General features: G+C 43.7%; 16 protein-coding genes and 1 other RNA gene. 8 read left to right on the forward strand and 9 right to left on the reverse strand.

Annotated elements, in window-relative coordinates; all coding sequences use genetic code 11:
* Position 1: 1 nt before the first annotated feature.
* The 3 genes from M0Q51_01830 to ssrA all read right to left on the reverse strand — a co-directional run bounded on the left by M0Q51_01830 (position 2) and on the right by ssrA (position 3,660).
* Positions 2–2,536, reverse strand: a complete 2,535-nt coding sequence (locus M0Q51_01830) for a DEAD/DEAH box helicase family protein (GenBank protein MCK9398718.1) — start codon at positions 2,534–2,536, stop codon at positions 2–4.
* A 215-nt stretch (positions 2,537–2,751) separates the two neighbouring features.
* Positions 2,752–2,988 carry a GIY-YIG nuclease family protein gene (locus tag M0Q51_01835; protein MCK9398719.1) on the reverse strand — a complete coding sequence of 79 codons (237 nt, stop codon included), beginning with the start codon at positions 2,986–2,988 and terminating at the stop codon, positions 2,752–2,754.
* Between the two features lie 277 nt (positions 2,989–3,265).
* Positions 3,266–3,660, reverse strand: a transfer-messenger RNA (tmRNA) gene (ssrA, locus tag M0Q51_01840).
* A 338-nt stretch (positions 3,661–3,998) separates the two neighbouring features.
* Here ssrA and M0Q51_01845 point away from each other — a divergent pair.
* Positions 3,999–6,995, forward strand: a complete 2,997-nt coding sequence (locus tag M0Q51_01845; GenBank protein MCK9398720.1) for a lamin tail domain-containing protein — start codon at positions 3,999–4,001, stop codon at positions 6,993–6,995.
* 5 nt (positions 6,996–7,000) lie between these two features.
* Here M0Q51_01845 and M0Q51_01850 read toward each other — a convergent pair whose 3' ends face one another.
* The 3 genes from M0Q51_01850 to M0Q51_01860 all read right to left on the reverse strand — a co-directional run bounded on the left by M0Q51_01850 (position 7,001) and on the right by M0Q51_01860 (position 12,084).
* Positions 7,001–9,283 carry a TonB-dependent receptor gene (locus M0Q51_01850; GenBank protein ID MCK9398721.1) on the reverse strand — a complete coding sequence of 761 codons (2,283 nt, stop codon included), beginning with the start codon at positions 9,281–9,283 and terminating at the stop codon, positions 7,001–7,003.
* A gap of 46 nt (positions 9,284–9,329) precedes the next feature.
* A complete protein-coding gene (locus M0Q51_01855) occupies positions 9,330–10,100 on the reverse strand; it encodes a hypothetical protein (protein ID MCK9398722.1) in 771 nt (256 codons plus the stop codon).
* A 118-nt stretch (positions 10,101–10,218) separates the two neighbouring features.
* Positions 10,219–12,084, reverse strand: a complete 1,866-nt coding sequence (locus M0Q51_01860; GenBank protein MCK9398723.1) for a S9 family peptidase — start codon at positions 12,082–12,084, stop codon at positions 10,219–10,221.
* Positions 12,085–12,358: 274 nt separating this feature from the next.
* Here M0Q51_01860 and M0Q51_01865 point away from each other — a divergent pair, with 274 nt between their 5' ends.
* Positions 12,359–12,706 (forward strand): type II toxin-antitoxin system RelE/ParE family toxin, encoded by a 348-nt coding sequence (locus tag M0Q51_01865; protein MCK9398724.1) that lies wholly within the window; start codon positions 12,359–12,361, stop codon positions 12,704–12,706.
* Positions 12,693–12,998: a helix-turn-helix domain-containing protein gene (locus M0Q51_01870; protein ID MCK9398725.1), complete on the forward strand. Its 306-nt coding sequence runs from the start codon at positions 12,693–12,695 to the stop codon at positions 12,996–12,998. The genes M0Q51_01865 and M0Q51_01870 overlap by 14 nt, the downstream gene beginning before the upstream one ends.
* A gap of 95 nt (positions 12,999–13,093) precedes the next feature.
* Here M0Q51_01870 and M0Q51_01875 read toward each other — a convergent pair whose 3' ends face one another.
* Positions 13,094–14,392 carry a tetratricopeptide repeat protein gene (locus M0Q51_01875; GenBank protein ID MCK9398726.1) on the reverse strand — a complete coding sequence of 433 codons (1,299 nt, stop codon included), beginning with the start codon at positions 14,390–14,392 and terminating at the stop codon, positions 13,094–13,096.
* A 57-nt stretch (positions 14,393–14,449) separates the two neighbouring features.
* Complete coding sequence (locus tag M0Q51_01880) at positions 14,450–15,040, reverse strand: YqgE/AlgH family protein (GenBank protein MCK9398727.1); 591 nt, start codon at positions 15,038–15,040, stop codon at positions 14,450–14,452.
* Between the two features lie 76 nt (positions 15,041–15,116).
* Here M0Q51_01880 and M0Q51_01885 point away from each other — a divergent pair, with 76 nt between their 5' ends.
* On the forward strand, positions 15,117–16,487 hold the full coding sequence (locus tag M0Q51_01885) for a hypothetical protein (protein MCK9398728.1): 1,371 nt from the start codon (positions 15,117–15,119) through the stop codon (positions 16,485–16,487).
* Positions 16,484–17,863 (forward strand): UDP-N-acetylmuramoyl-L-alanine--D-glutamate ligase, encoded by a 1,380-nt coding sequence (gene murD / locus M0Q51_01890; protein MCK9398729.1) that lies wholly within the window; start codon positions 16,484–16,486, stop codon positions 17,861–17,863. The genes M0Q51_01885 and murD overlap by 4 nt, the downstream gene beginning before the upstream one ends.
* Positions 17,864–17,906: 43 nt before the next feature.
* Here murD and M0Q51_01895 read toward each other — a convergent pair whose 3' ends face one another.
* Entirely contained in the window at positions 17,907–18,305 is a 399-nt protein-coding gene (locus tag M0Q51_01895; protein ID MCK9398730.1) for a 30S ribosomal protein THX, read from the reverse strand.
* 118 nt (positions 18,306–18,423) lie between these two features.
* Between M0Q51_01895 and M0Q51_01900 the strand changes: the two genes are divergently transcribed.
* The 3 genes from M0Q51_01900 (at position 18,424) to M0Q51_01910 (ending at position 20,562) form a co-directional block, all read left to right on the forward strand.
* Complete coding sequence (locus tag M0Q51_01900; protein ID MCK9398731.1) at positions 18,424–19,107, forward strand: tetratricopeptide repeat protein; 684 nt, start codon at positions 18,424–18,426, stop codon at positions 19,105–19,107.
* A 35-nt stretch (positions 19,108–19,142) separates the two neighbouring features.
* The gene (fmt, locus tag M0Q51_01905; protein MCK9398732.1) at positions 19,143–20,111 is read left to right on the forward strand and encodes a methionyl-tRNA formyltransferase; all 969 of its coding nucleotides are present in this window, start codon (positions 19,143–19,145) and stop codon (positions 20,109–20,111) included.
* A 178-nt stretch (positions 20,112–20,289) separates the two neighbouring features.
* Complete coding sequence (locus tag M0Q51_01910) at positions 20,290–20,562, forward strand: HU family DNA-binding protein (protein ID MCK9398733.1); 273 nt, start codon at positions 20,290–20,292, stop codon at positions 20,560–20,562.
* Positions 20,563–20,612: the final 50 nt, after the last annotated feature.

Here is a 20,612-nt window from a genome sequence, read left to right on the forward strand (position 1 = left end):
TTTACATAAAATTATTCAATGGCACATAGTCCTTGATATATTCCGGGATAAGCATTCGCCATTCCGTCCCAACCGCTTTAAAATCAGACATCGAAAAAGTAGGGTTTACATTCAGGTCAGTGTATTGTTTACTATCGATGATCTCTCTTACTTTTTGATCAGTGATATAGGCTTTGAAATAATATTTCAGAGCAATGATATCGTCTCTTTCATCCGGCTTGCAAACAGAAAGGAATTTTTCGAACTCCTCTTCGAGCAATTCATCCTTCGATTTGAAGTAGGGGATCAGGTCAAAAATCCGTTCAATAATTTCCCGAAGGCTAATACGGCGATCCACATTGACCGCTTTTCGTAATTTTTCTAAAGTATAAAACTCTTCCGGCTTGTTCATAATCTCCTTGCCCACGTAATCGATCACCACATCCCATAAGCCCTCCTGGACATGATCGGCAACCACCGGGTCGTTCTGGATACGTTCCTGAAACTTTTCAAAGAACATCCGGTCGATCTTCATCCCTTCGAGACCAATTAGCTTTTCATGAAATGTCTTAACCTTGTCCGGATCAAAGGTTTCATATTCTTTTATCCTTCTTGGACCTGGTCCAGGATCAATGGCAGTTCCTGTTCCTACCGGTGGAAGTTTCAGGATCTCATCGTAATTGAATTTCTCTTCGAAATATTCGCAGTTTGCAAAGAAGTCGAACAACTTGAACGTCTTCTTCCGTTCATCCTTGTGTTCTTCTTTGTCCTGATGGTTGATCAACATTTTTGCAAATGACCATGTGCGGGTTCCCCTTCCTTTGATCTGGATAAAATCAGTTGGAGAGAAGATTGGCCTCATCAGGCAGATATTCAGCATGTCCTGACAATCATAACCGGTGGTCATCATGCCAACGGTACAACACACCCTGGATTTACTTGTCAGGTATGACGGAAGAAAATTTCCATTGCCGTTAAGGTTATTGTTTCTATCACTGAAATTGATGGTCATTTGTTGGGCACCAGGAATAAACGAAGTCACCTGAACGGCAAAATCAGAGTTGTATTTTCCGGGAAATAACTGATCAGCCATCTCGTTCAGGATTTGAGTGATCTTCGCTGCATGGTTCTGGCTCACACAAAAAATTATAGCCTTTCCTACTTCACCACTGATCGGGTCGAGCAAAGCGTTTTCAAGGAAAGTCCTGCAAAAGACAGTATTGGTTTTTTCTGAGAAGAATTTTTTTTCAAAATCCCGATGTCGGAAAGTTTCTTCCTCTACCTCACCTTCATCAACGATATCCATTACTGAATAACCGTCATCTGAAAGCAACTGTGTAGTTATTTCAGTACGGGCATCAATTACAGTGGGACTAATCAGAAAACCTTCCTTCACACCATCCAGAAGACTATAACGGTAAGTTGGCTGACCTTTTTCACAGCCAAAAGTTTTGTATGTATCCAAAAGATTACGACGTTCAATCTCACGAGGATCCACGGTTTTGATTTCCGAATCGAATTTTTTCAGGTAATCTTTTGGCGTGGCGGTCAGTCCAAGTTTATAACCGACGAAATATTCAAAGACAGCCCGGGCATTTCCACCGATTGAACGGTGTGCTTCATCGGAAATAACCAGGTCAAAATCTGTCGGGGAAAACAACCGGCGGAACTTATTATCAAAAAGTAACGACTGAACGGTTGTCACAACGATCTCTGCTTTCTTCCAATCATCATGACTCTCTTTGTAAATGACCGTTTTAAAATCGTTTTTCAGGTATTGGACGAATGATTTTAGTGCCTGGGATTCCAATTCCAGCCGGTCGACCAGGAACAACGCACGGTGGGCATTACCGGTACGAAGGAATAGTTTGCATACCGCAGCAGCAACCAATGTTTTTCCGGTTCCGGTAGCCATCTCGAACAGGAAACGGTCACTGCCATGTTTCACAGCATCCTGAAGGTATTTAACCGCTTTGATTTGATAGTTCCTGAGAAATCTTACCCCTGTCCTATCCAAAAACTCACCGCGGGTTTGGTCGTTGATAAATTGCGGGTCGGTTGCATATCCCGGATATTGAGTTTTTGCGATGTAATCCTCTTCGACCGGCTCGTTGATCAGTTTGCCGGTATCCGGAATAATCCTTTTGAACCCTTCCACTGAAGAAGGATCAGGATATTTGGTGATGATATATGGGTTGCCACGCTCCAGGTCCCAGAAGTAATGCAGGTTACCGTTGGAAAGGATCACGAAGCGGCAATTCTCTGCCCGGGCATATTTCCTGGCCTGTTCTTTGCCAATGAGTGGGTTTTTATCTTCTGCTTTAGCTTCCAGTACAATCAGCGGATGCCCTTTCTCATTCAACAGGAGAAAATCAATGAAACCATTGTTGGTCTTTTCAAAATCATCTCCCCATTCGTTGATCATCTTTTCCGTAATTCGGATATGGTTTTCAAAGACAACATTAGCCTTTCCATCCGGTACATCTAACAACCGCCATCCGGATTCTTCCAGAAGTTTATTGATTTTTATACGGGCTTTGGCTTCTTTTTGGGGCATGCGGATAAACAAATTGCGGAAATAAACATTAACTCAAACTTGAATCTGCTGAGAATTCAAATTTAGTAATTTATCAGGAAGGTGAGATGATTTATTAGAGGAATATAATAAACATCATGTACGATGGACGATCGAACAGGGACGATTTTGCAAATGATATTCGAAAAAACGATACTCGAAACATGATATTCGAAGTATTGAAACCTCAGAATATACTACAGGAACCTTTTTTTCGCAAAAGCCCTTCCCGAGCCGGATTTAAGATATTTTTCGAAGAAGAATGCCTTATATTTATCAGTAAATGCTATATAAATGATCAATTCCACGGGGCGTCTTGATTTTGTAGATTCTACCTGTCCGTTCTGATGCTTGGATATCCGTTCTTTAAGGTTGGAGGTGCATCCTGTATAATGCTTGCCGTCAACGCATTTGAGAATATAGACGTACCACATAATTTCTGATTTTGATATTAGACCATCATCCTGTTCCGGGTTATCTGAACGAGGAATTAATTAAATCAATGAAAAAAGTGGTTGGGAGGGAATATTTGCCCGCCTTCGTGTTGCTGACGCAACACTTCGGCGGTTAATGTGGACCGCGTCCGCTTCGCCTTCGCGTAGCTTCAGCGAAGCGAGGCCGAAGCCCGCTTATTTCAAATAGCAAAATTAATTAACAACTGTACAAAGCCCGCCTTCGTACCCGCCGTTGGCGGGTCACTTCGGCGGGCGAAGGTGGAGCTGGAGGGAGTCGAACCCTCGTCCAAACAGATAGCAGAGGTGCTTTCTACGCGCTTAGCCGTTTGTTGGTTGTCGGACAAGGCCCGGAGAACGGCACCCAAACCTCATCGTATCCCCTTAATCTCGTCGCGCCAGCAGGGAAATGGCACAACCAGCCTAAAATTGCGAGCGCCCTGTAATCCGGCCGGAATCAGGCATCTCCACCGGCAGAACGTCCCGTCCCGAAACCTTGTTCCGGGATGAAGCCACCTCTATTTTACCAGATTAGGCAGCGAGAGCGAAGTTATTTTCGCCACTTGGAATTTTGCAGATGATATTTACGAGCATATCTGCAAGGCTCGGCGTGCTTACACAACCACTTACCCGCTGTCAAAACCGGTCAGCCCCGAAGAGGGTGTGGGTTTGAGTGTGCATGTGAAGTGTGAGTGTGAATTATTCATTGCAAAAAGTGTGCAAAGATAACTATTTTGGATGATTTCATTCAAAGCTAAGTTCACGACTGATTCCAATGGCTTGAAAGAACATGCATACAGCGGAAAAATTGCAATTCCTCCAGGGAAAATCAGGCGCTTTAAAATGACTTTATAGTATCAATTTGGTTTTCAATATTATAGCAATGTCCTTTTTATCAATTGTTAACAAATAAATAACGCAAAAACATTCTATAATTGGCAGATTTTGATCTTCTTTGCAAGAGGAATTTTTAAATATAAATAATCCATTCTATGAAAAACATTTACAGAACCCTAAGCCTTTTGGCAATTTTTACGACATTACTTTCCCTCACGGGTTTATCCCAGAATGCCTGGATCAATGAGATCCATTATGACAATGCCAGCACAGATGCCGACGAGTTCATCGAAGTCGTGATTCAGAATCCCGGTAGTTACAACCTGGCTGATTTCGCCGTCGTGCTTTATAATGGAAATAACGGAGCGTCATACGATACAAGGACCCTTGATGTTTTTACTGTTGGAGCCAACAGCGGCAATTACACTTTCTATTATTTCAACTACACGCTGAATGGCGCCAGTATCCAGAATGGTTCTCCTGACGGGATGGCGCTGAGTTACCAGAGCGTACTCATTGGAGGCCAGTGGTTAAGTTATGAAGGAACATTTATGGCTGTTGACGGCCCCGCTTCAGGCTTGACATCCGTTAGCATCGGGGTTGAAGAAGGTTCTACTACTCCTGTAGGTCAGTCGCTACAGCTTTCAGGCACCGGATCGGGTTACAGTGAGTTTACCTGGCAGGCCCCTGCCACCGCTACTCCGGGCCAGCTCAATAATGGACAATCGCTTGGCGGAACCATTTACCCGGAACCAACAAATTACCCAATGGACTTTGTTGCCGATGCAGATGGGCTGGTGGTGGACCTGACATGGACCGATGCGGTCGGTGGCCAGTTACCCCAGAAATACCTTATAAAAGCCAGTGACCAGGATAACATTGCAGCCCCTGTCGACGGTACCCAGGAAACCGACGATCCTGATCTGTCGGACGGCATCGGTATACTGAATGTCCCATATGGTGACCAGGCCTGTACTTTTTTCCGCCTTAATGGTGAAACAACTTACTATTTTAAAATATATCCCTATACCAACTCCGGTTCAAACATCAACTATAAAACAGACGGAACGGTCCCCTCAGCTCAGGATTTAACAATTTATGAGATCATGGGACAGGATTTTGAGACCAATTCATTTGGTGACTGGGACACTATTAGTGTTTCCAGTGACAAAAAATGGGCTGTTGTCAACTTCGGCGGGGCTTACCAGACAACCTATTTCGCCCAGATGAACGGATTCCAGGAAGACGTGCCAAGCAACGACTGGCTCATCTCCCCTTCCCTCAACTTAAATAATTTCGACAATGAAGTAATGGTTTTCCAGACAGCCTGGAAATTTGGCAATACGGATAGTGAATTAAAATTAAAATATTCCACAAACTACACCGGTGGTGACCCGACACAGGCATCATGGACAGAGTTTAGTTTCGAAAAGGCCGAAAACGCCGACACATGGTTATCATCCGAAGATATTGATCTCTCCGGGATAACAGGGGCCAACGTGTACATTGCTTTTCAATATCTCAGCGACGGGGGGCAGCGCAGGTGGAGCGTCGATGAAATAGAGATCACCGGCGAGGCGGTCACATCATTCATTACTGTTACCAGTCCTGCCGGCGGAGAATTCTGGGAGCAGGGAAGCACACATGATATAACCTGGAGCGCGAACAATACGCTTGCCAATGTCCAGATAGAACTGTCTATAAACGCTTCCTCAGGCAGCCCGACCTGGAGCACACTGGCGCCTTCAGTCCCGGCCAGCGCTGGTCTCTGGACCTGGAACATCTCCCCTACCCAGACTCCCAGCAATGACTGCCAGATCAGGATCACCGACTTTGCAGCAGATGCAGTCGGTCTGAGCGGGATATTTTCTATCATTGAGCCTATTTATATTCCCCAGCTGGTTATAACGGAGATCATGTACAATCCGCCTGAATCAGGTAACGATACCCTGGAATTTATTGAATTATTCAACCACGACAATGTCAGCATTGATTTAACAGGGTATTATTTCTCGGACGGAGTTACGTTCACTTTTCCGGCTGCCACCCTTAACCCAGGTGAATACTTTCTGATAGCCGTTGATTCCGTTGCTTTTCAGAGTTTTTACGGCATGATGGCATATCAATTTGGCGGCGCCTTGAGTAACAGCGGGGAACTTTTACTGCTGCGTAACAGTTACGGCATGGTGGTCGACAGTGTCGTGTTTGATGATGTCAGTCCATGGCCGATTGAACCGGATGGTACCGGACCCTCTTTGACATTTTGTGACCCAGGCCTTGATAATGCTTTAGGGGAGAACTGGTCAGTTTCTATTGAATTTGTTGCGATAAATCCAGAGGGAGACACCATTTTCGCCTCACCAGCGGCAGGTTGCTCCTCCTGGCCTGTTGCTGATTTCACAGCCGACAACACTATCGTGCTGACCGGCGGAAGTGTTAATTTCACAGATCTTTCCACCGGCGATCCTGATCAATGGGTCTGGACGTTTATCGGCGGCACTCCGGGTTCTTATGTCGGACAAACGCCACCTCCCATCACTTATAATACCCCAGGGGCTTTTAACGTTATCTTGTATATCTCAAATGTCGCCGGCACTTCTACCGAAGAAAAGATCAATTATATCCAGGTCGGAAATGCTCCTGCAGCTGATTTTTCAGGAACTCCAACAAATTTATACGAAGGCGGGACAGTGAATTTCACAGATCTGTCAACCGGCACCCCCGAATCATGGCTGTGGGAATTTCAGGGTGGAGAGCCGGCTTCATCAACCAGCCAGAGCCCTTCCGGCATCCTCTATGCGGAACCAGGCATATATGATGTTTCTTTGACGGTTACCAATATGTTCGGAACAGATATCGTCCTGAAAGAGAATTACATTGATGTGATGCCCGTTGGATTAAATGAACAGGATGAAGCCATGATCAGGATTTATCCTAATCCGAATGAAGGTAGCTTCCGGTTAATCAACCCTTATAATGAAGAAATGCTCGTTTCCATTTATTCTGTATATGGACAGATGGTGACTGAGATTATGATTAAACCCGGAGATAATTCACTGGCCCTGGCCAATACCTCAAAAGGTACTTATGTGATCCGTTTTAGCAGTAAGAATGGAAAGATCCTGGGAACCGAGCTGATGATAATTTATTAAAGAAATTACCTGATCTTGAGCAAATATTGAAGGCTAATACTACGGGGCGGCTGGATATCTCCCGGCCGTCCCATGTATTCTTTGTTAAAAATATTTTTTGCGAACAAGTTGATCCCCGAAGATGGTGTGACCTGCCATCCTACCCTGAAGTCAAATACAATAGCTCCTTTATTGTTTTCTAACCGGTATTCTTTCAAGCCGGGGAAGAACTCCTGGCCCAGTATCCTCAGTTCAAACGGTTCGTCAATGCGCTCCATAAAGCTTTGGTAAGAAAAAGTAATGCCGGCACTGAAATTTTTAACTATTATTTCGAAATCCCCTTTTGCAGAGTGACGGTAGCGGTATTTCAGGATTTGGGCACCCAAAGAATCCGAAGAAAGATCCAGCGGATTCAAATAGGTATATCCGGCTAAATAGCTGAATCTTGCATTACCCGCCTTGCCCTTACCATTGATGGAAAAATCGATACCGGTGATACGGGCAATTCCGATATTTAATGATTTAAAGCCAAGATTATCCAACGTCGGGATTGTATTGCTGTCAGGCACATAGACACCAAACGTAAACTCCATCATATTTTGGTACTCTGTCCAGAACCCTGCAAAGTCAATAAAACCGCTCCAATTCCCAAGCCGGAATCCCTGCCGGATACCAGTTTCCGCACTCCAGCCGGTTTCAGATCTGAGATCAGGATTCGGGAAAATATTCAGGCTGCCCACGCTGGTGGAAGTGTACTTCTCAGCCATAGAAGGGAACCGGTAACCCTGTCCGAAGGAAGCGCGGATATACGATGCTTTCCCTGCCTGGTAGTTGATGCCGGCCCGTGCGACAGGCCGCGATTCATCATCGGTTTTGTCGAGGGTATAGCGCTCCCATCTCAGTCCAAAGCTAACCGACAGACGATCGAAAAAGCGTTGGTCAAACTGGGTGAATAAAGCGATAGTAGAGCCCTTGTGATCGCCATAAAGTTGTGAATTTCCAAGTGTATAAGATGCAGCGGTACCAATGGTCCAGTGCATTTTATTTCGGAACTGCCGCTGGTACTGGTATTCTCCGTAAAAATAATCAGAGCCATTATTCTTATCCGGATCATCCGGGAAGCTATTGTTGACTCTGTAATAGCGGGTTTTCAGGCTGTGCCTGCCTTCCCGTTTATCAAAATAAGATACATATGGATCAAAATTAAAACGGAAGCCATTGACCGGGGTAACCGCTACCGGGTTCTGGACAAAGGCACCTGAATCGGCATCCGTCCAGATCAAAAAGTCGGATGATTTCTGAAGTTGAATACTAGTATGCAGGCCGGCAGAAAGCCCTTCCACGTTTCCAGGATTAAACCTCAGACCTGCACTAAACCTTCCATAGCGCTGGTAGTTATCAGTCCGGTATCCTTCATCCGTGAATCCATTGATGCCAAGTGTAATATCAAAAGGTCCTGCTTTACGCAGATGCGATATCTTCAATCCTCCGAATAACGGTACCCTGTCCCACCACCAACTGAGTTCCCTGCGGGAAGGCTTCGTAAACAGCCCGCCGGACAGGTTCACGGTGGTTTCGGGAATATCCCCGGGTGTGGCTGTTCTGACATTGATAACACCGTTAAGCGCCGAAGAGCCATAAAGTGCTGATGATGCGCCCTTGATGACTTCCACCTGCCCGATGATCTCCACCGGCAGATAATTCCATTTGACATCATTAATATCACCCGTTAACATGGGGAGATCGTCCATCAACAACATCACCCGGCTGCCGGCGCCGTATGAGTATCCGCTGCCTCCCCGGATATTGGCCTGGCCATCCATTACATCTACGCCGGGAATCATGCGCAACGCATCATCTAACTGTTGGCTGTTCAGATTTTCAATAAATTCAGGTTTGATGACTTCCATCGAAACAGTTACATCCGATAAGCGCTGCTCATATTTGGATGCAGATACTACAGCTGTATTCAACTCTACTATAAGGGGCTGAAGGCGAATGTCACGAAGGATATCCACGCGAGCCTGGGTTTTTATGGTCAACTTTTCCTGCTGATAACCTATAAATCTGAATGTAATAATGTGACTGCCAGGGATTACCGAAACCCGGTAATAGCCTTCCGGATCAGTGGTCCCCCCGCCAATGCTGTCAACCAGTATATTCACCCCGCTGAGAGGTGTTCCGTCTAAAGCATCTGTAACCCGGCCCGAGATCACAACCTGCTGGGCATAAGAAGTTAATGGAAAGATGATTAAAAAGACCTGAATAGAAAATGCGAAACGCATTAACCGGGCAAATTTCTTTTTCACCCCCTTGTAGTTGAGATTTATACTTTTCAACCTTCTAAAAGACAAATTAATCCTTCCGGATCATGATGCCGGTTGATTTGTACCTGGCGGACCGGAAAATATAGAAGTAAGGTCCTTCGGGCAGCATTTGCCCGTTAAAAATCAGAGAATTCTCCCCTCTGATTGCAATAATTTGTTGATCATAAACCCTTTGTCCAAGGATGGAATACACTTCAAAGTCAACCGTACCGATTATCTCCGAATGAAAATCGATTCTTGTGTTGCATTGGAAAGGATTGGGAATGTTTTGACGGACAAACAGGGATGTATTTTCATTTCCTTTGATTCCTGCATCGTCCACGACAACAAGGGTAAGGGAAGTAGAATCTGTGACAGTAGCAACTTTAATTGGAGGCCAGCCCGGGACTACAACGACATAGACATCCACCACAATCCGGAGGGGATAATCACCTGCCAGGACCGGGGCACCCTCCATGAGGACACAATAATATTCTCCGGCGGTGAAAATGCTGTCTATCGTATTGCTTTGCCATGTAATCCCCGCTGGCAAATTGCCAACTTCCATCAATTTCACATGATGGAGTTCTATTTCAGTACTATCCTCCATCAAGTAAATTGCCGGAGGTTTGATGGTAGCCACCTGGCTGTAAAGCTGTCCTATCCTCGCCACGGTAAGGGAGTCGGGGCAAACCTGGCCATTATTTTCGGGATCAGGGCACTGCTCCGGGCTGGCCGGCTCGCATTGCGACCAGGCGGTCATTGCTGCAAAACAAAAAGATAGCAGTAAAAGATAAAAGGTAAGGGGTTTCAGTTTCATAAGGATTGATTATTTGAAATATAAAAGTAATATAAAAATATCAATCCGAAGAAATGAAGGGCTGTCTGAAAAGTGTAAGAACTTTGTTTTTCAAACTTTTAAGACAGCCCCATTAATTTTAATTGCTTTTGAGGTTCTCACCGAGGAATTTTTCCATAGCACGGTAGAAGTCAAAACGGTTTTCCTGGTTGTGGAATCCATGTCCTTCATTATCTTTCACCATATACTCAACAATGATTCCACGTTCCTTAAGCGCTTTTACTACCTGATCAGATTCGTCTTTATTCACCCTCGGATCATTAGCGCCCTGTGCTATGAACAGGGGTGTCTGAATTATACCGGAATTTAATGCCGGTGAAGTTGCCGCCAACTGGATACTATCGGCAACCGGGTTGCCAACCATTTCATACATCATCTGCAGGTAAGGCTCCCAATACGGAGGGATCGTCCTCATGAATGTGAACAGGTTGGAAACCCCGACATAGTCGACAGCCGCAGCATATAATTCCGGCTCTTTTACAATCCCCATCAAGGTTGCATAACCGCCATAGCTTGCACCGTAGATGACAAGGCGTTCAGGATCAGCAATTCCCTTTTCGACGAGCCATTTCGTCCCGTCGGTAACATCATTTTGCATTTCAAGCCCCCATTTCTTGAAGGAAGCTTCCCAGAAACTCTTGCCGTAACCTGTGGATCCCCTGAAGTTCATCTGGAAAACTGCGTAACCGCGATTGGCAAGGAATTGGATCTCAGGGTTAAATCCCCAATTGTCACGAGCCCATGGGCCTCCATGCGGGTTGACAATCACCGGCAATTTTTTGGCAGTCTCCATCGTATAACCCTTTGGTAATGTCAGGTAACCATGGATTGTCAATCCATCGCGTGATTGATAAGTAACCGGGAGCATATCAGCCATTTCCTTTTCATCCAGCCAGGGACTGACATCGGCGATCTTCGTCAGTTTATCCGTTGTCCGGTCAAGAATATAGTAAGCACCCAAAGATTTGTCACTATAAGTGCGCACAATCATCCGGTCTTCTTCATCTGTTACGGCAGAAATCCCTAATTCGTATTGTCCCAGTTCTTTTTTAAGTCTTTCAAAAACCAGGCGGGTTTCCTCATCAAAAAAGTGCCTGTTTCTCTTATCTGAATCATAATTAGCCGTCGTAATTACCTTTCTCTTTCTTGAATAATAAATATTATCGACATCGTATTCCTGGTTTTCATACAAAACTTCAATCTCTTTGCCGTTACGGATATCAAAGATCACCGCAGCAGTCTTATCACGGTTCAGGTTAGAAATTGCATAAACATTCTGGTTATCGAAAGTGAAAAATAAGGGCGACATGGTTTCTTTAAAGCTGGTTGTCAAAACCGGCTTGAACTCATCTTTTTCTGTTTCACGATACAAAACCTGGGAATTTATCCCATCAACGATAGCAGTAGCCGCACGCAATTTGCCTTCATGGTCGAAAACCCACTGCTGAATATTGCCCGGGTTTTCAGCAAGCATTTCCAACTCACCAGTTTTCAGATTCAGACGATAAGGATCGAAAACCTGCGGATTACGCTTGTTCATCCCGATGATCACCAGGTCAGGAAATTCGGGAAGATCGTCGATGATATCCGTTCTTACGCCTTCGAATGGAGTGTAGCAAACCGGGTTTGACCCATCGACATTAACGCCGTAGAGCCTGAAATTTTCATCTCCGCCCTGGTCTTTCAGGTAAAGGATCTGGTTATCATTCGGCCAGAAGTAACCCATGATATCACGATCAGTCTCTGATGTCAGACGGATTGCCGAATCAGCACCAATCTTCTGGATAAAAATATTCATCCGGTCCTGGTAAGGAGCTTTGAATGAGAAATAAGTACCTCCCGGGGAGATCTGGTAACTGGCTTTTTCAGGATTCCTGAAAAAATCTTCTAATGGAATTTGCTTAGCTCTCATTATTGTAGGTAATTGCTGACAACCGGTCAGCATAAAAATTACAACGGCCGACATGGCAGCCATTGTCAGTAAACGGTTTTTTTTCATAGATATTGAAATTTGATTGTTTAATGGCAAAGGTATTTGAATGACTATTTCTTAGCCTGATGAGTTTACCAATGGTAAATCCTGGTTTATAAGATGAACTTATAAATGAAATTCTTATTGTTTAATGAAGTCAATACTTTCGATTGTGAGCAATTAACATGCGCCCAAAAAAAATGTCAGATTATATTGATAATGTTCCCTAATTAGCTAACTTTGTGTCGTGAAAGAAAAATTTAACAGGAGCATATTTTATTACAGGAACTATTACCTTGACTTCTTTGAAACACTAAATCCAGAAGCTAGAAAGAAGTTCAACTGGACGCTGCAACTTATCAGAGATATTAAACAAGTTCCTGAGAAATATTTCAAACACGTGACCGGCACAACCGGACTTTTTGAAATCAGAGTTGAGGTTGGAAGAAATATTTTCCGGGTTTTCAGCTTCTTTGATGAAGGAAGGTTAGTTGTCCTGGTTAACGGGTTTCAAAAGAAAACTCAAAAAACTCCAAAAAAGGAAATTGAATTGGCAGAGAAAATAAAAAAACAATACTTCGATGAAAAAGAATAATAAAAACCTGACTTCATTTGAGGATCATTTAGATAGTCAATATGGCAAACGGGGTTCAGAAACAAGAGAAAAATATGAGCAGCAATTTGAAGCTTTCAAACTCGGAGTCATGATTCAGGAACTTCGTAAAGAACAAGGTCTGACTCAGGAGCAGCTAGCTAAAAAATGTGGCACGACAAAATCATACATTTCTCGTATTGAGAATGATTCGAGTGACATCCGACTTTCAACACTGATGAGAATTATTAGCGAAGGCCTTGGTAGACATTTAAAGCTAAGTGTGGACACCTGAACAAGGAAAAAATGGGCCTCCCCGACGCAAGCACCGAGATATCTGATAAACTGATTGGTTAACCCATCAGTTTAACCCATTAATGTGAGATCATTTCACCGGCCCAATTTACTCTCCATGTCCTGGTATTTCAGGTATGAAGGCTGATCATCCAAAATAAATGCGATTGTCTTTAATGCCTGGATGGTTTCTAATGATGACGGGTCTTCTATAAGCACCTGCTCAAAAAATGGCCTGGCTTTTTCAAAATTTGCCAGTGCTCCTTCCGAAAGTAATTCAAACTGCTTATTATCAGAAGAATTCTGAGCAGTATCGAAAAGGGCTTTCCCTTTGGCGTAATATAATGCTCCCAGGTTAAACAGTACTATAGCGTTGTTTGGATCAACCTGAAGGGCCTTCTGGTAAGTCAGGATAGCTTTATCCTTATCAGATTTCTCCAGCAATGATGCATATCCGATCAATAAATCAATATCTCCGGGGTTTTTAGCCAGTTCTTCCTCAAAAACATGTAAAGCCTCAACATACAGTTCGCTATCACTCAGGTACAAGTCAAGTTTAAGGTTATTGAGGTCCCGTAATGCTAATTGATATTGCTCTTCCATTTGTTGTGCCCTGACAGGCGTCAGCTTATTTTTAAGTGCCAGGAACCTTTCATGTTCACTTTCCAACAAAATTAATCCGCGTTGATTGTCCTGCATGGCAAGCCTGATGCTGTCAGGTTTGTGGAGGGCCGCCAGGCGGTAAAAAACATAGGCCATAAGAAAATCAGGCTCTTCGGGTAGTTTTTCGGTATATAGTTTTTCAGCTTTAGTAAAATATCCGGCCGCCTCCTGCTTTTGACCTTTATCAAGATACACCTGTCCAAGAAGGTCGCATACCAGGTAGGTTTCCCGGATTTCGTGGGCTGAAACAAGATAATCCCCGGCCCTGGCAAGGAGCTTCGGGTCAGTTTTCCCGTTAAAAACCAGGTCATTGTATTCATTTAATGAAGCCAGGCCTTCCCGGAGCAGTGCATGATGAAGATTTTTTATCTCCAGGTCAATCTTCTTCCATTGATCCCCATGATCATAATTCATGCTTTTTTTATAATCCCGGTAAGCGGAAAGCAAGGCATCTATATACAGCTTCTGCGCTTCTTTATCTTCACCGGTATATGATTCATCATATAATCTGACATAAGTCAGTCCACGATAATAGTATGCTTCGGAAAGCATTTCCGGGGTAAGAGAACGGTCCTGACTTACAGTTTGATTGAATAATTCAAGGGCTTTGGAATATGATCCATCCATAAAATAGTCTTTGCCCTGCTGCAATTTCGTTTTCTGGGCCACGACAGGGGTTATCCAGGTTAACCCTGCAATTAATAAAACGACCGTAATGCGGTAAATGCCCATGGATCAAAGTTAACTCTTTAGTTTTCTCCTAAACAATCTGATGATTGATGCCTTGATTTAATTATCGGTTGGATCATCCGGGAATTTGATCCAGTGTGCATATTCATCGCCAAGCCGCCGGAGTGAACGGCTCCAAAGCATAGAAGGAGTAGTTCTTAAAAGATCATCAGCCGTGACATTCGAAACAACCCATGAATTTCTTTCCAACTCTTCATCCAGTTGATTAGGTGACCACCCGGAATACCCGATAAAAAACCTGATCTGTGATGGTTTGATCAGCGATAGCTCTATAAGCTCCCTGATCCGCTCAATGTCGCCGCCCCAATAAATTCCCGGGATAATTTCCAGACTGTTCTCCACCTTGTCACCCAGCGTATGAATGAAAAAAAGGCTGTCGCTTTGAACCGGACCGCCAAGATAAACCTTGGAATTAAACTCAGGGAAATCTTTAACTACATCATTGAACCGGGCTTTAATCGGTTTATTGACAATCACTCCGAAAGTACCGTCATCATTATGCTCCGCCAGAAGAATGACTGACCTTTTAAAGAAATAATCCAACAGGAAAGGCTCCGAAATAAGAATTTTTCCCCTTGCCGGTTTAATGTTATTGGTTTTTATTTTCAGAAGATCGTGAATATCTTTCATTTTCTGCGGCACTTTATGGGTTGCCCCCGAATTGATTACTTTTGAATTTTAAAATTACAAAAATAATACCATCCTGATGCGGAGGCTTGATAACTTTTCAAGATTTTATGATTTAAGGAAAGAATTTCCCATTTTTACCTATGACTCCTATCATTATGAATTTACCGGTAACACCATTGAATTAAACTTTTCATATAGTCTGTCTGAAAAGTATTTTTTTAAGCCACATGTCAGCATACCATATAAACCTGGTTTATTTCATCCTTTTGACAGTTTAGCTTCCGCATCGCTGAATAACCTGGTTTTCCAAATCGGAATGATCGAATTGGCCAGTTACTGGAAGGCAGCCTGTGCGCCAAAAGTCATCATTAAACCGCATAAACTGTCAGCCTCACAGGTTAAGTTCTGGAAGAAGATATACTTCCACGGCCTTGGAGAATTTTTTTTCATGAATTCCATCCGGGTTAATGAAGATGATTTCATGGAAATGATCTTTCCGGATGAAAATCCTGTTGTATCTTTCCCGGTTAAGCCGGCCGATGGCTGCCTGGTGCCGGTAGGTGGAGGCAAAGATTCGGCGGTAACCATGGGCCTGTTGAATAAAACAGCTGATAACTGGCTGCCCTTTGTCATCAACCCGAGAAAAACCACCAGGGAAGTCATTCATTCAGTGGGTAAAAGCGAGGCTCAAACCATTGAATTTTACCGGGAAATTCATCTGCAATTACTTAAATTAAACAAGGAAGGATTTCTCAACGGCCATACCCCGTTTTCAGCCCTGCTCGCTTTTTATTCTTTATTGGCTGCCTATCTGACAGGCCATACTGAAATCGTACTTTCTAATGAGTCCAGCGCCAACGAAGTGACGGTTCCCGGGACCACCATCAATCATCAGTATTCCAAATCTATAGAATTCGAGAGAGATTTCCGCGAATATACCCGTGTTTATATTTCAGAAGGGTTTAATTATTTCAGTATGCTCCGGCCTTTGTCGGAACTGCACATTGCTCGTTTATTTTCAGGGATGCCGGAATTTTTTCATTATTTCAAAAGCTGCAATGTTGGCAGTAAAACCGATAGCTGGTGCGGTTTGTGTCCAAAGTGCCTGTTTACTTACATTATCCTATCTCCTTTTATTAAACCGGAAACACTGGCCGGCATTTTTGGTCACAATCTCCTGGATGATCCCGCATTGGAAAAGACTCTCGAAGAATTAAGCGGCATAGCGGACATTAAGCCGTTTGAATGCATTGGCACTGTAGGGGAAGTCAATGCTGCACTGAATGAAGCGGTTAAAATGTACCCAGAAGATGATCTCCCTTATCTGATCCGGGTTCATCAGCAACAGAACTGCCCGGATGAATCCGGGGGAAATTCACCGGATTTATCCGGTGATCATTTCGTACCGGAAAAATACATAAACCTGCTAGAAAAAGCGCTCCGATGAACAAATTGCTTTCACCATTGCTGGAAAACCGGAAATTGCTCATCCTGGGCTTCGGCCGTGAAGGGCAATCCACATTTCATTATATCCGGAAGCATTTCCCTGGGATTCCTATCGGTATTTCCGACCGTAACCCGGAATTATTTAAGGAAGCACCGGAATATTTTATGGAGCCAAAACTTTCCATTAATCTGGGTGCGGATTACCTGGAATCGCTCTCGAATTACCAGCTTATCATAAAAAGCCCGGGTGTTGCCCTGCCGGAGGATATAAAAATCAATCCCGGCACTATTCTGACTTCTCAAACTCACTTGATGCTGGAGGCTTTTCACCGTCAGATCATCGGGATTACCGGAACCAAAGGAAAAAGCACTACGTCAAGCCTGATCCATCATTTATTGAAGACGGCAGGGATTCCGAGTATCCTGGTAGGCAACATCGGTCTTCCCCCTTTTGATCATCTGGATCAGGTTGACAATGAAACCCGGATCGTTTTTGAGCTATCATCCCATCAACTGGAAGATTCCATCCTTGCCCCTCATATCGCGGTTTTACTAAATCTTTACCCGGAGCACCTGGACCGCTACCCCTCTCTTGAGGCCTATTATAGCGCGAAAATGAGGATACTCTCGGGTCAGCTTGAGGAGGATATTTTTATTTATAACGAAGATATTCCGGGGATCAGCGAACGGATCAGCCAGTTAAGTACCCGGCTGAAATATTACTCGTTCTCTTCCAGCTATCAGATGCAGAATGGTTGTTATCTATCCGGTGACCGGATCATGCTATGCCTGGATGGTACAGAAACCGTTTTTATTGAGATAACGGGTGAATTTGCTTTAAAAGGGAACCATAACCGGATGAATATGATGGCAGCTTTACTGGCTGCCCGGAATGCCGGAGCCGGTGATGAATCCATCCGAAAGGGGCTGTTTTCTTTTCAGGGCCTGGAGCATCGGCTGGAATATGTCGGAGAATATAAAGGGATCCATTTTTACAACGATTCAATCGCAACCATCCCCGAAGCGACGATAGCAGCAGTGAGGGCATTGCCTGAGACGGATACGCTGATTTTAGGAGGGTACGACAGGATGCTTAATTATATTACCCTGATCGATTTTCTGATTCAATCCCATGTCAGGAATTTTATTTTTTTAGGCGAGTCTGGATTGCGTATTTATGATGGATTTCAGGCAACCGGAAAGATGAATAAGAACCTTTTCATGGCCGGTTCCATGGAGGAGGCCTGTGAGTTGGCTTTCAGCCAGACCTCAGCGGGAAAAATTTGCCTGTTATCGCCGGCAGCCGCTTCTTACGACAGTTTTAAGAACTTTGAAGAGAGGGGACGTTTATTTAAAAAAATAGCAAGAGGATTTTAGTCTCTTGCTATCTTCATCATTCAAATAAGTTATACCTGTAATATCAAATTGTCTCTTTCTTTGCAGATCCTTTAGGCGGAGTCTTTTTTCTGGCCGGTTTCACAGCCTTTTCAGCGGATGCTGTAACTTTGTGCGTTTCAACCTGAACATCTTCTTTCACAGCTTTAGGTTTTGCCGGAGCCTTTTCTTTAATTGCTGCTACCGGTTTTTCCACTTTAACTGCTGCTACCGGTTTTTCCACTTTCACTGCTACTGCCGGTTTTTCCACTTTAACTGCTGCTGCCGGTTTTTCCGGAGCCTTTTCTTTCACTGCTGCTACCGGTTTTTCCTCTTTCATTGCTATCAAAGGGATGGCCTTGGCAAGCTTTCTCCGGGCTCTTCTTACACCATGAGATCCCATCAGGATTTTTCCGCGCTTTGTTTTTTTATCGCCTTTTCCCATAATCTTTATTATTAAGTAATTATATGATTAAAAGACAAAGTTAATAAAATCTTTCAGCCTTGCCAAATCAAGAAAAAGATTTACTTTTGCACCCTGAATATTAAAATGGGAATCAGCTATGGCTAAAAAGCAGGATAAAACCGAAGGTGGAATTGTTGCTGTTGAAGAAGCGTTAAGTAAAACGGAACGATTTATCGAAAACAATCAGAAAATTTTAACCATTGTCATTGGAGTGATCGTGGTAATTGTCCTGATATTTTTCGGATTTAAGCGTTTCTATATGGCACCAAGGGAACAAGAAGCCAGGGAGCAAATGTACATGGCGCAGCAATATTTTGAGATGGATTCGCTTAATCTTGCGCTCGACGGGGATGGAATGTACCCTGGATTTCTCAGGATTATCGACGATTACGGTATGACGAAAGGAGCTGATCTGTCAAAGTATTATACCGGTGTCTGTTACTTGAAAATGGGCAATTATGAAGAAGCCATCAATTACCTTAAATCTTTCAAAGCAAAAGACCAGGTACTCGGTCCAATGGCTAAAGGAGGAATCGGCGATGCTTACATGGAATTAAACCAACCCGCCAAGGCTGCCGGCTATTATATCGAGGCTGCCGATTCGCAGGAAAATGAATTTACAACACCGCTTTTCCTGATGAAGGCCGGTTGGACTTATGAAATCATGAAAGATTATATTAAAGCCGTCTCAACCTACGAGCGGATCAAATATAAATTTCCCACAAGCAATGAAGCAAGGGAGATCGATAAATACATTGCCCGGGCTAAAGGGTTGATGTAAAAAGCCTGCCTTTTTTTGTAAATTCGTGCTTCAATATGAAAGAAGCACTTAATATCATATTTCTCGGAACACCCGATTTCGCTGTGGATTCTCTTGCAGCACTATTGCAGCAAGGGTTTCATATTTCTGCAGTGGTAACTGCGCCTGATCAGCCGGCCGGGCGTGGCCAGGTCATGCAAAGCTCTCCGGTTAAAAAGTATGCATTGCAACATGGGTTAAAGGTGTTGCAGCCTATTAAACTTAAGGATCCTGGATTTCTCCGGGAATTAAGCTCTTTTCATGCCGATCTTTTTATCGTTGTAGCTTTCCGTATGCTTCCCGAAATTGTATGGCAAATGCCCCGCCTGGGTACATTCAACCTGCATGCATCCCTTTTACCCCAATATCGTGGTGCAGCTCCTATCAATCACGTAATAATCAATGGAGAAACTGTAACAGGCCTTACAACTTTCTTTCTGAAGCAGGAAATCGATACCGGGGCGATCATTTACCAGGAAAAAATGCCCATTTACCCGGAAGATACAGCCGGTGAGCTGCATGACAGGATGAAAACAGCCGGTGCAAACCTTGTCCTGAAAACAGCCGAGGCCATCTCAACCGGAAATTTGAAGACTATTGAACAAAGGAACCTGATCGAACCTTCCATCCCTTTAAAAACAGCTCCTAAAATTTTCAGGGAAGATTGCCGCATCGAATGGACAATGAATATTGATGAAGTCTATAATAAAATACGGGGATTAAGCCCCTACCCTGCTGCTTTTACTTATTTCACATCCCCCTCCGGAGAATCATTCCTCGTAAAGATATATAAGACTATAAAATCCGTTACTAGAAACCATATGCAGCCCGCTGTCCTTATCACAGATGGAAAATCAGACCTTGCTGTCACAACGGCCAATGGGATCCTTCATATCCGGGAGATACAGCAAGCCGGCAAACGGATCATGAAAATCGAAGAATTTATGAGGGGATTTCGGGTTAATTCTGACTGGAAAGTGGGGTAAAAGTCTGTAAAAAGTCCGCTTTTCTTACAGTAACAGGGGTTTAAGAGCCTAAGTTATTAACATACGCCCCGTTTTATTAACATTTTCCTGTATTTACAGGCTTTTTACTTGACTTTTTTTGTGGATAGCTTAATTTTGTAACGTTTTATGTAATGTTAACATTTAAAAACTTACAACCATGAACAAAGCAGAATTAATCGATGCAATGGCAAAAGAAACCGGTATGACCAAAGCTGATTCCAAGAAAGCCCTTGAGGCTTTTGTAAGCAGCACCATGAAAGCCCTGAAGAAAAGCGACAGGGTTGCTCTGGTAGGATTTGGTTCATTCTCAGTTGCCAAGAGGGCTGCCAGAAAAGGCAGAAACCCGCAAACTGGAAAAGAAATCAAGATCGCTGCCAAGAAAGTTGTCAGATTCAAACCAGGTGCTGATCTTTCCAACACGGTGAAATAAGCTTCCTTTTCAGAAAAGCTTAAAAAAACCGGCATCGCGCAAGCGAAGCC

The organism is Bacteroidales bacterium, assembly GCA_023229505.1.
Classification (GTDB): domain Bacteria; phylum Bacteroidota; class Bacteroidia; order Bacteroidales; family JAGOPY01; genus JAGOPY01.

What these genes read in the sequence shown, in the direction of transcription:
- M0Q51_01830 (MCK9398718.1), bottom strand. Translation starts at nt 2,536, where the DNA reads ATGCCCCAAAAAGAAGCCAAAGCCCGTATAAAAATCAATAAACTTCTG.
- M0Q51_01835 (MCK9398719.1), bottom strand. Translation starts at nt 2,988, where the DNA reads ATGTGGTACGTCTATATTCTCAAATGCGTTGACGGCAAGCATTATACA.
- M0Q51_01845 (MCK9398720.1), top strand. Translation starts at nt 3,999, where the DNA reads ATGAAAAACATTTACAGAACCCTAAGCCTTTTGGCAATTTTTACGACA.
- M0Q51_01855 (MCK9398722.1), bottom strand. Translation starts at nt 10,100, where the DNA reads ATGAAACTGAAACCCCTTACCTTTTATCTTTTACTGCTATCTTTTTGT.
- M0Q51_01860 (MCK9398723.1), bottom strand. Translation starts at nt 12,084, where the DNA reads ATGCTGACCGGTTGTCAGCAATTACCTACAATAATGAGAGCTAAGCAA.
- M0Q51_01870 (MCK9398725.1), top strand. Translation starts at nt 12,693, where the DNA reads ATGAAAAAGAATAATAAAAACCTGACTTCATTTGAGGATCATTTAGAT.
- M0Q51_01875 (MCK9398726.1), bottom strand. Translation starts at nt 14,392, where the DNA reads ATGGGCATTTACCGCATTACGGTCGTTTTATTAATTGCAGGGTTAACC.
- M0Q51_01880 (MCK9398727.1), bottom strand. Translation starts at nt 15,040, where the DNA reads ATGAAAGATATTCACGATCTTCTGAAAATAAAAACCAATAACATTAAA.
- M0Q51_01885 (MCK9398728.1), top strand. Translation starts at nt 15,117, where the DNA reads ATGCGGAGGCTTGATAACTTTTCAAGATTTTATGATTTAAGGAAAGAA.
- murD (MCK9398729.1), top strand. Translation starts at nt 16,484, where the DNA reads ATGAACAAATTGCTTTCACCATTGCTGGAAAACCGGAAATTGCTCATC.
- M0Q51_01895 (MCK9398730.1), bottom strand. Translation starts at nt 18,305, where the DNA reads ATGGGAAAAGGCGATAAAAAAACAAAGCGCGGAAAAATCCTGATGGGA.
- M0Q51_01900 (MCK9398731.1), top strand. Translation starts at nt 18,424, where the DNA reads ATGGCTAAAAAGCAGGATAAAACCGAAGGTGGAATTGTTGCTGTTGAA.
- fmt (MCK9398732.1), top strand. Translation starts at nt 19,143, where the DNA reads ATGAAAGAAGCACTTAATATCATATTTCTCGGAACACCCGATTTCGCT.
- M0Q51_01910 (MCK9398733.1), top strand. Translation starts at nt 20,290, where the DNA reads ATGAACAAAGCAGAATTAATCGATGCAATGGCAAAAGAAACCGGTATG.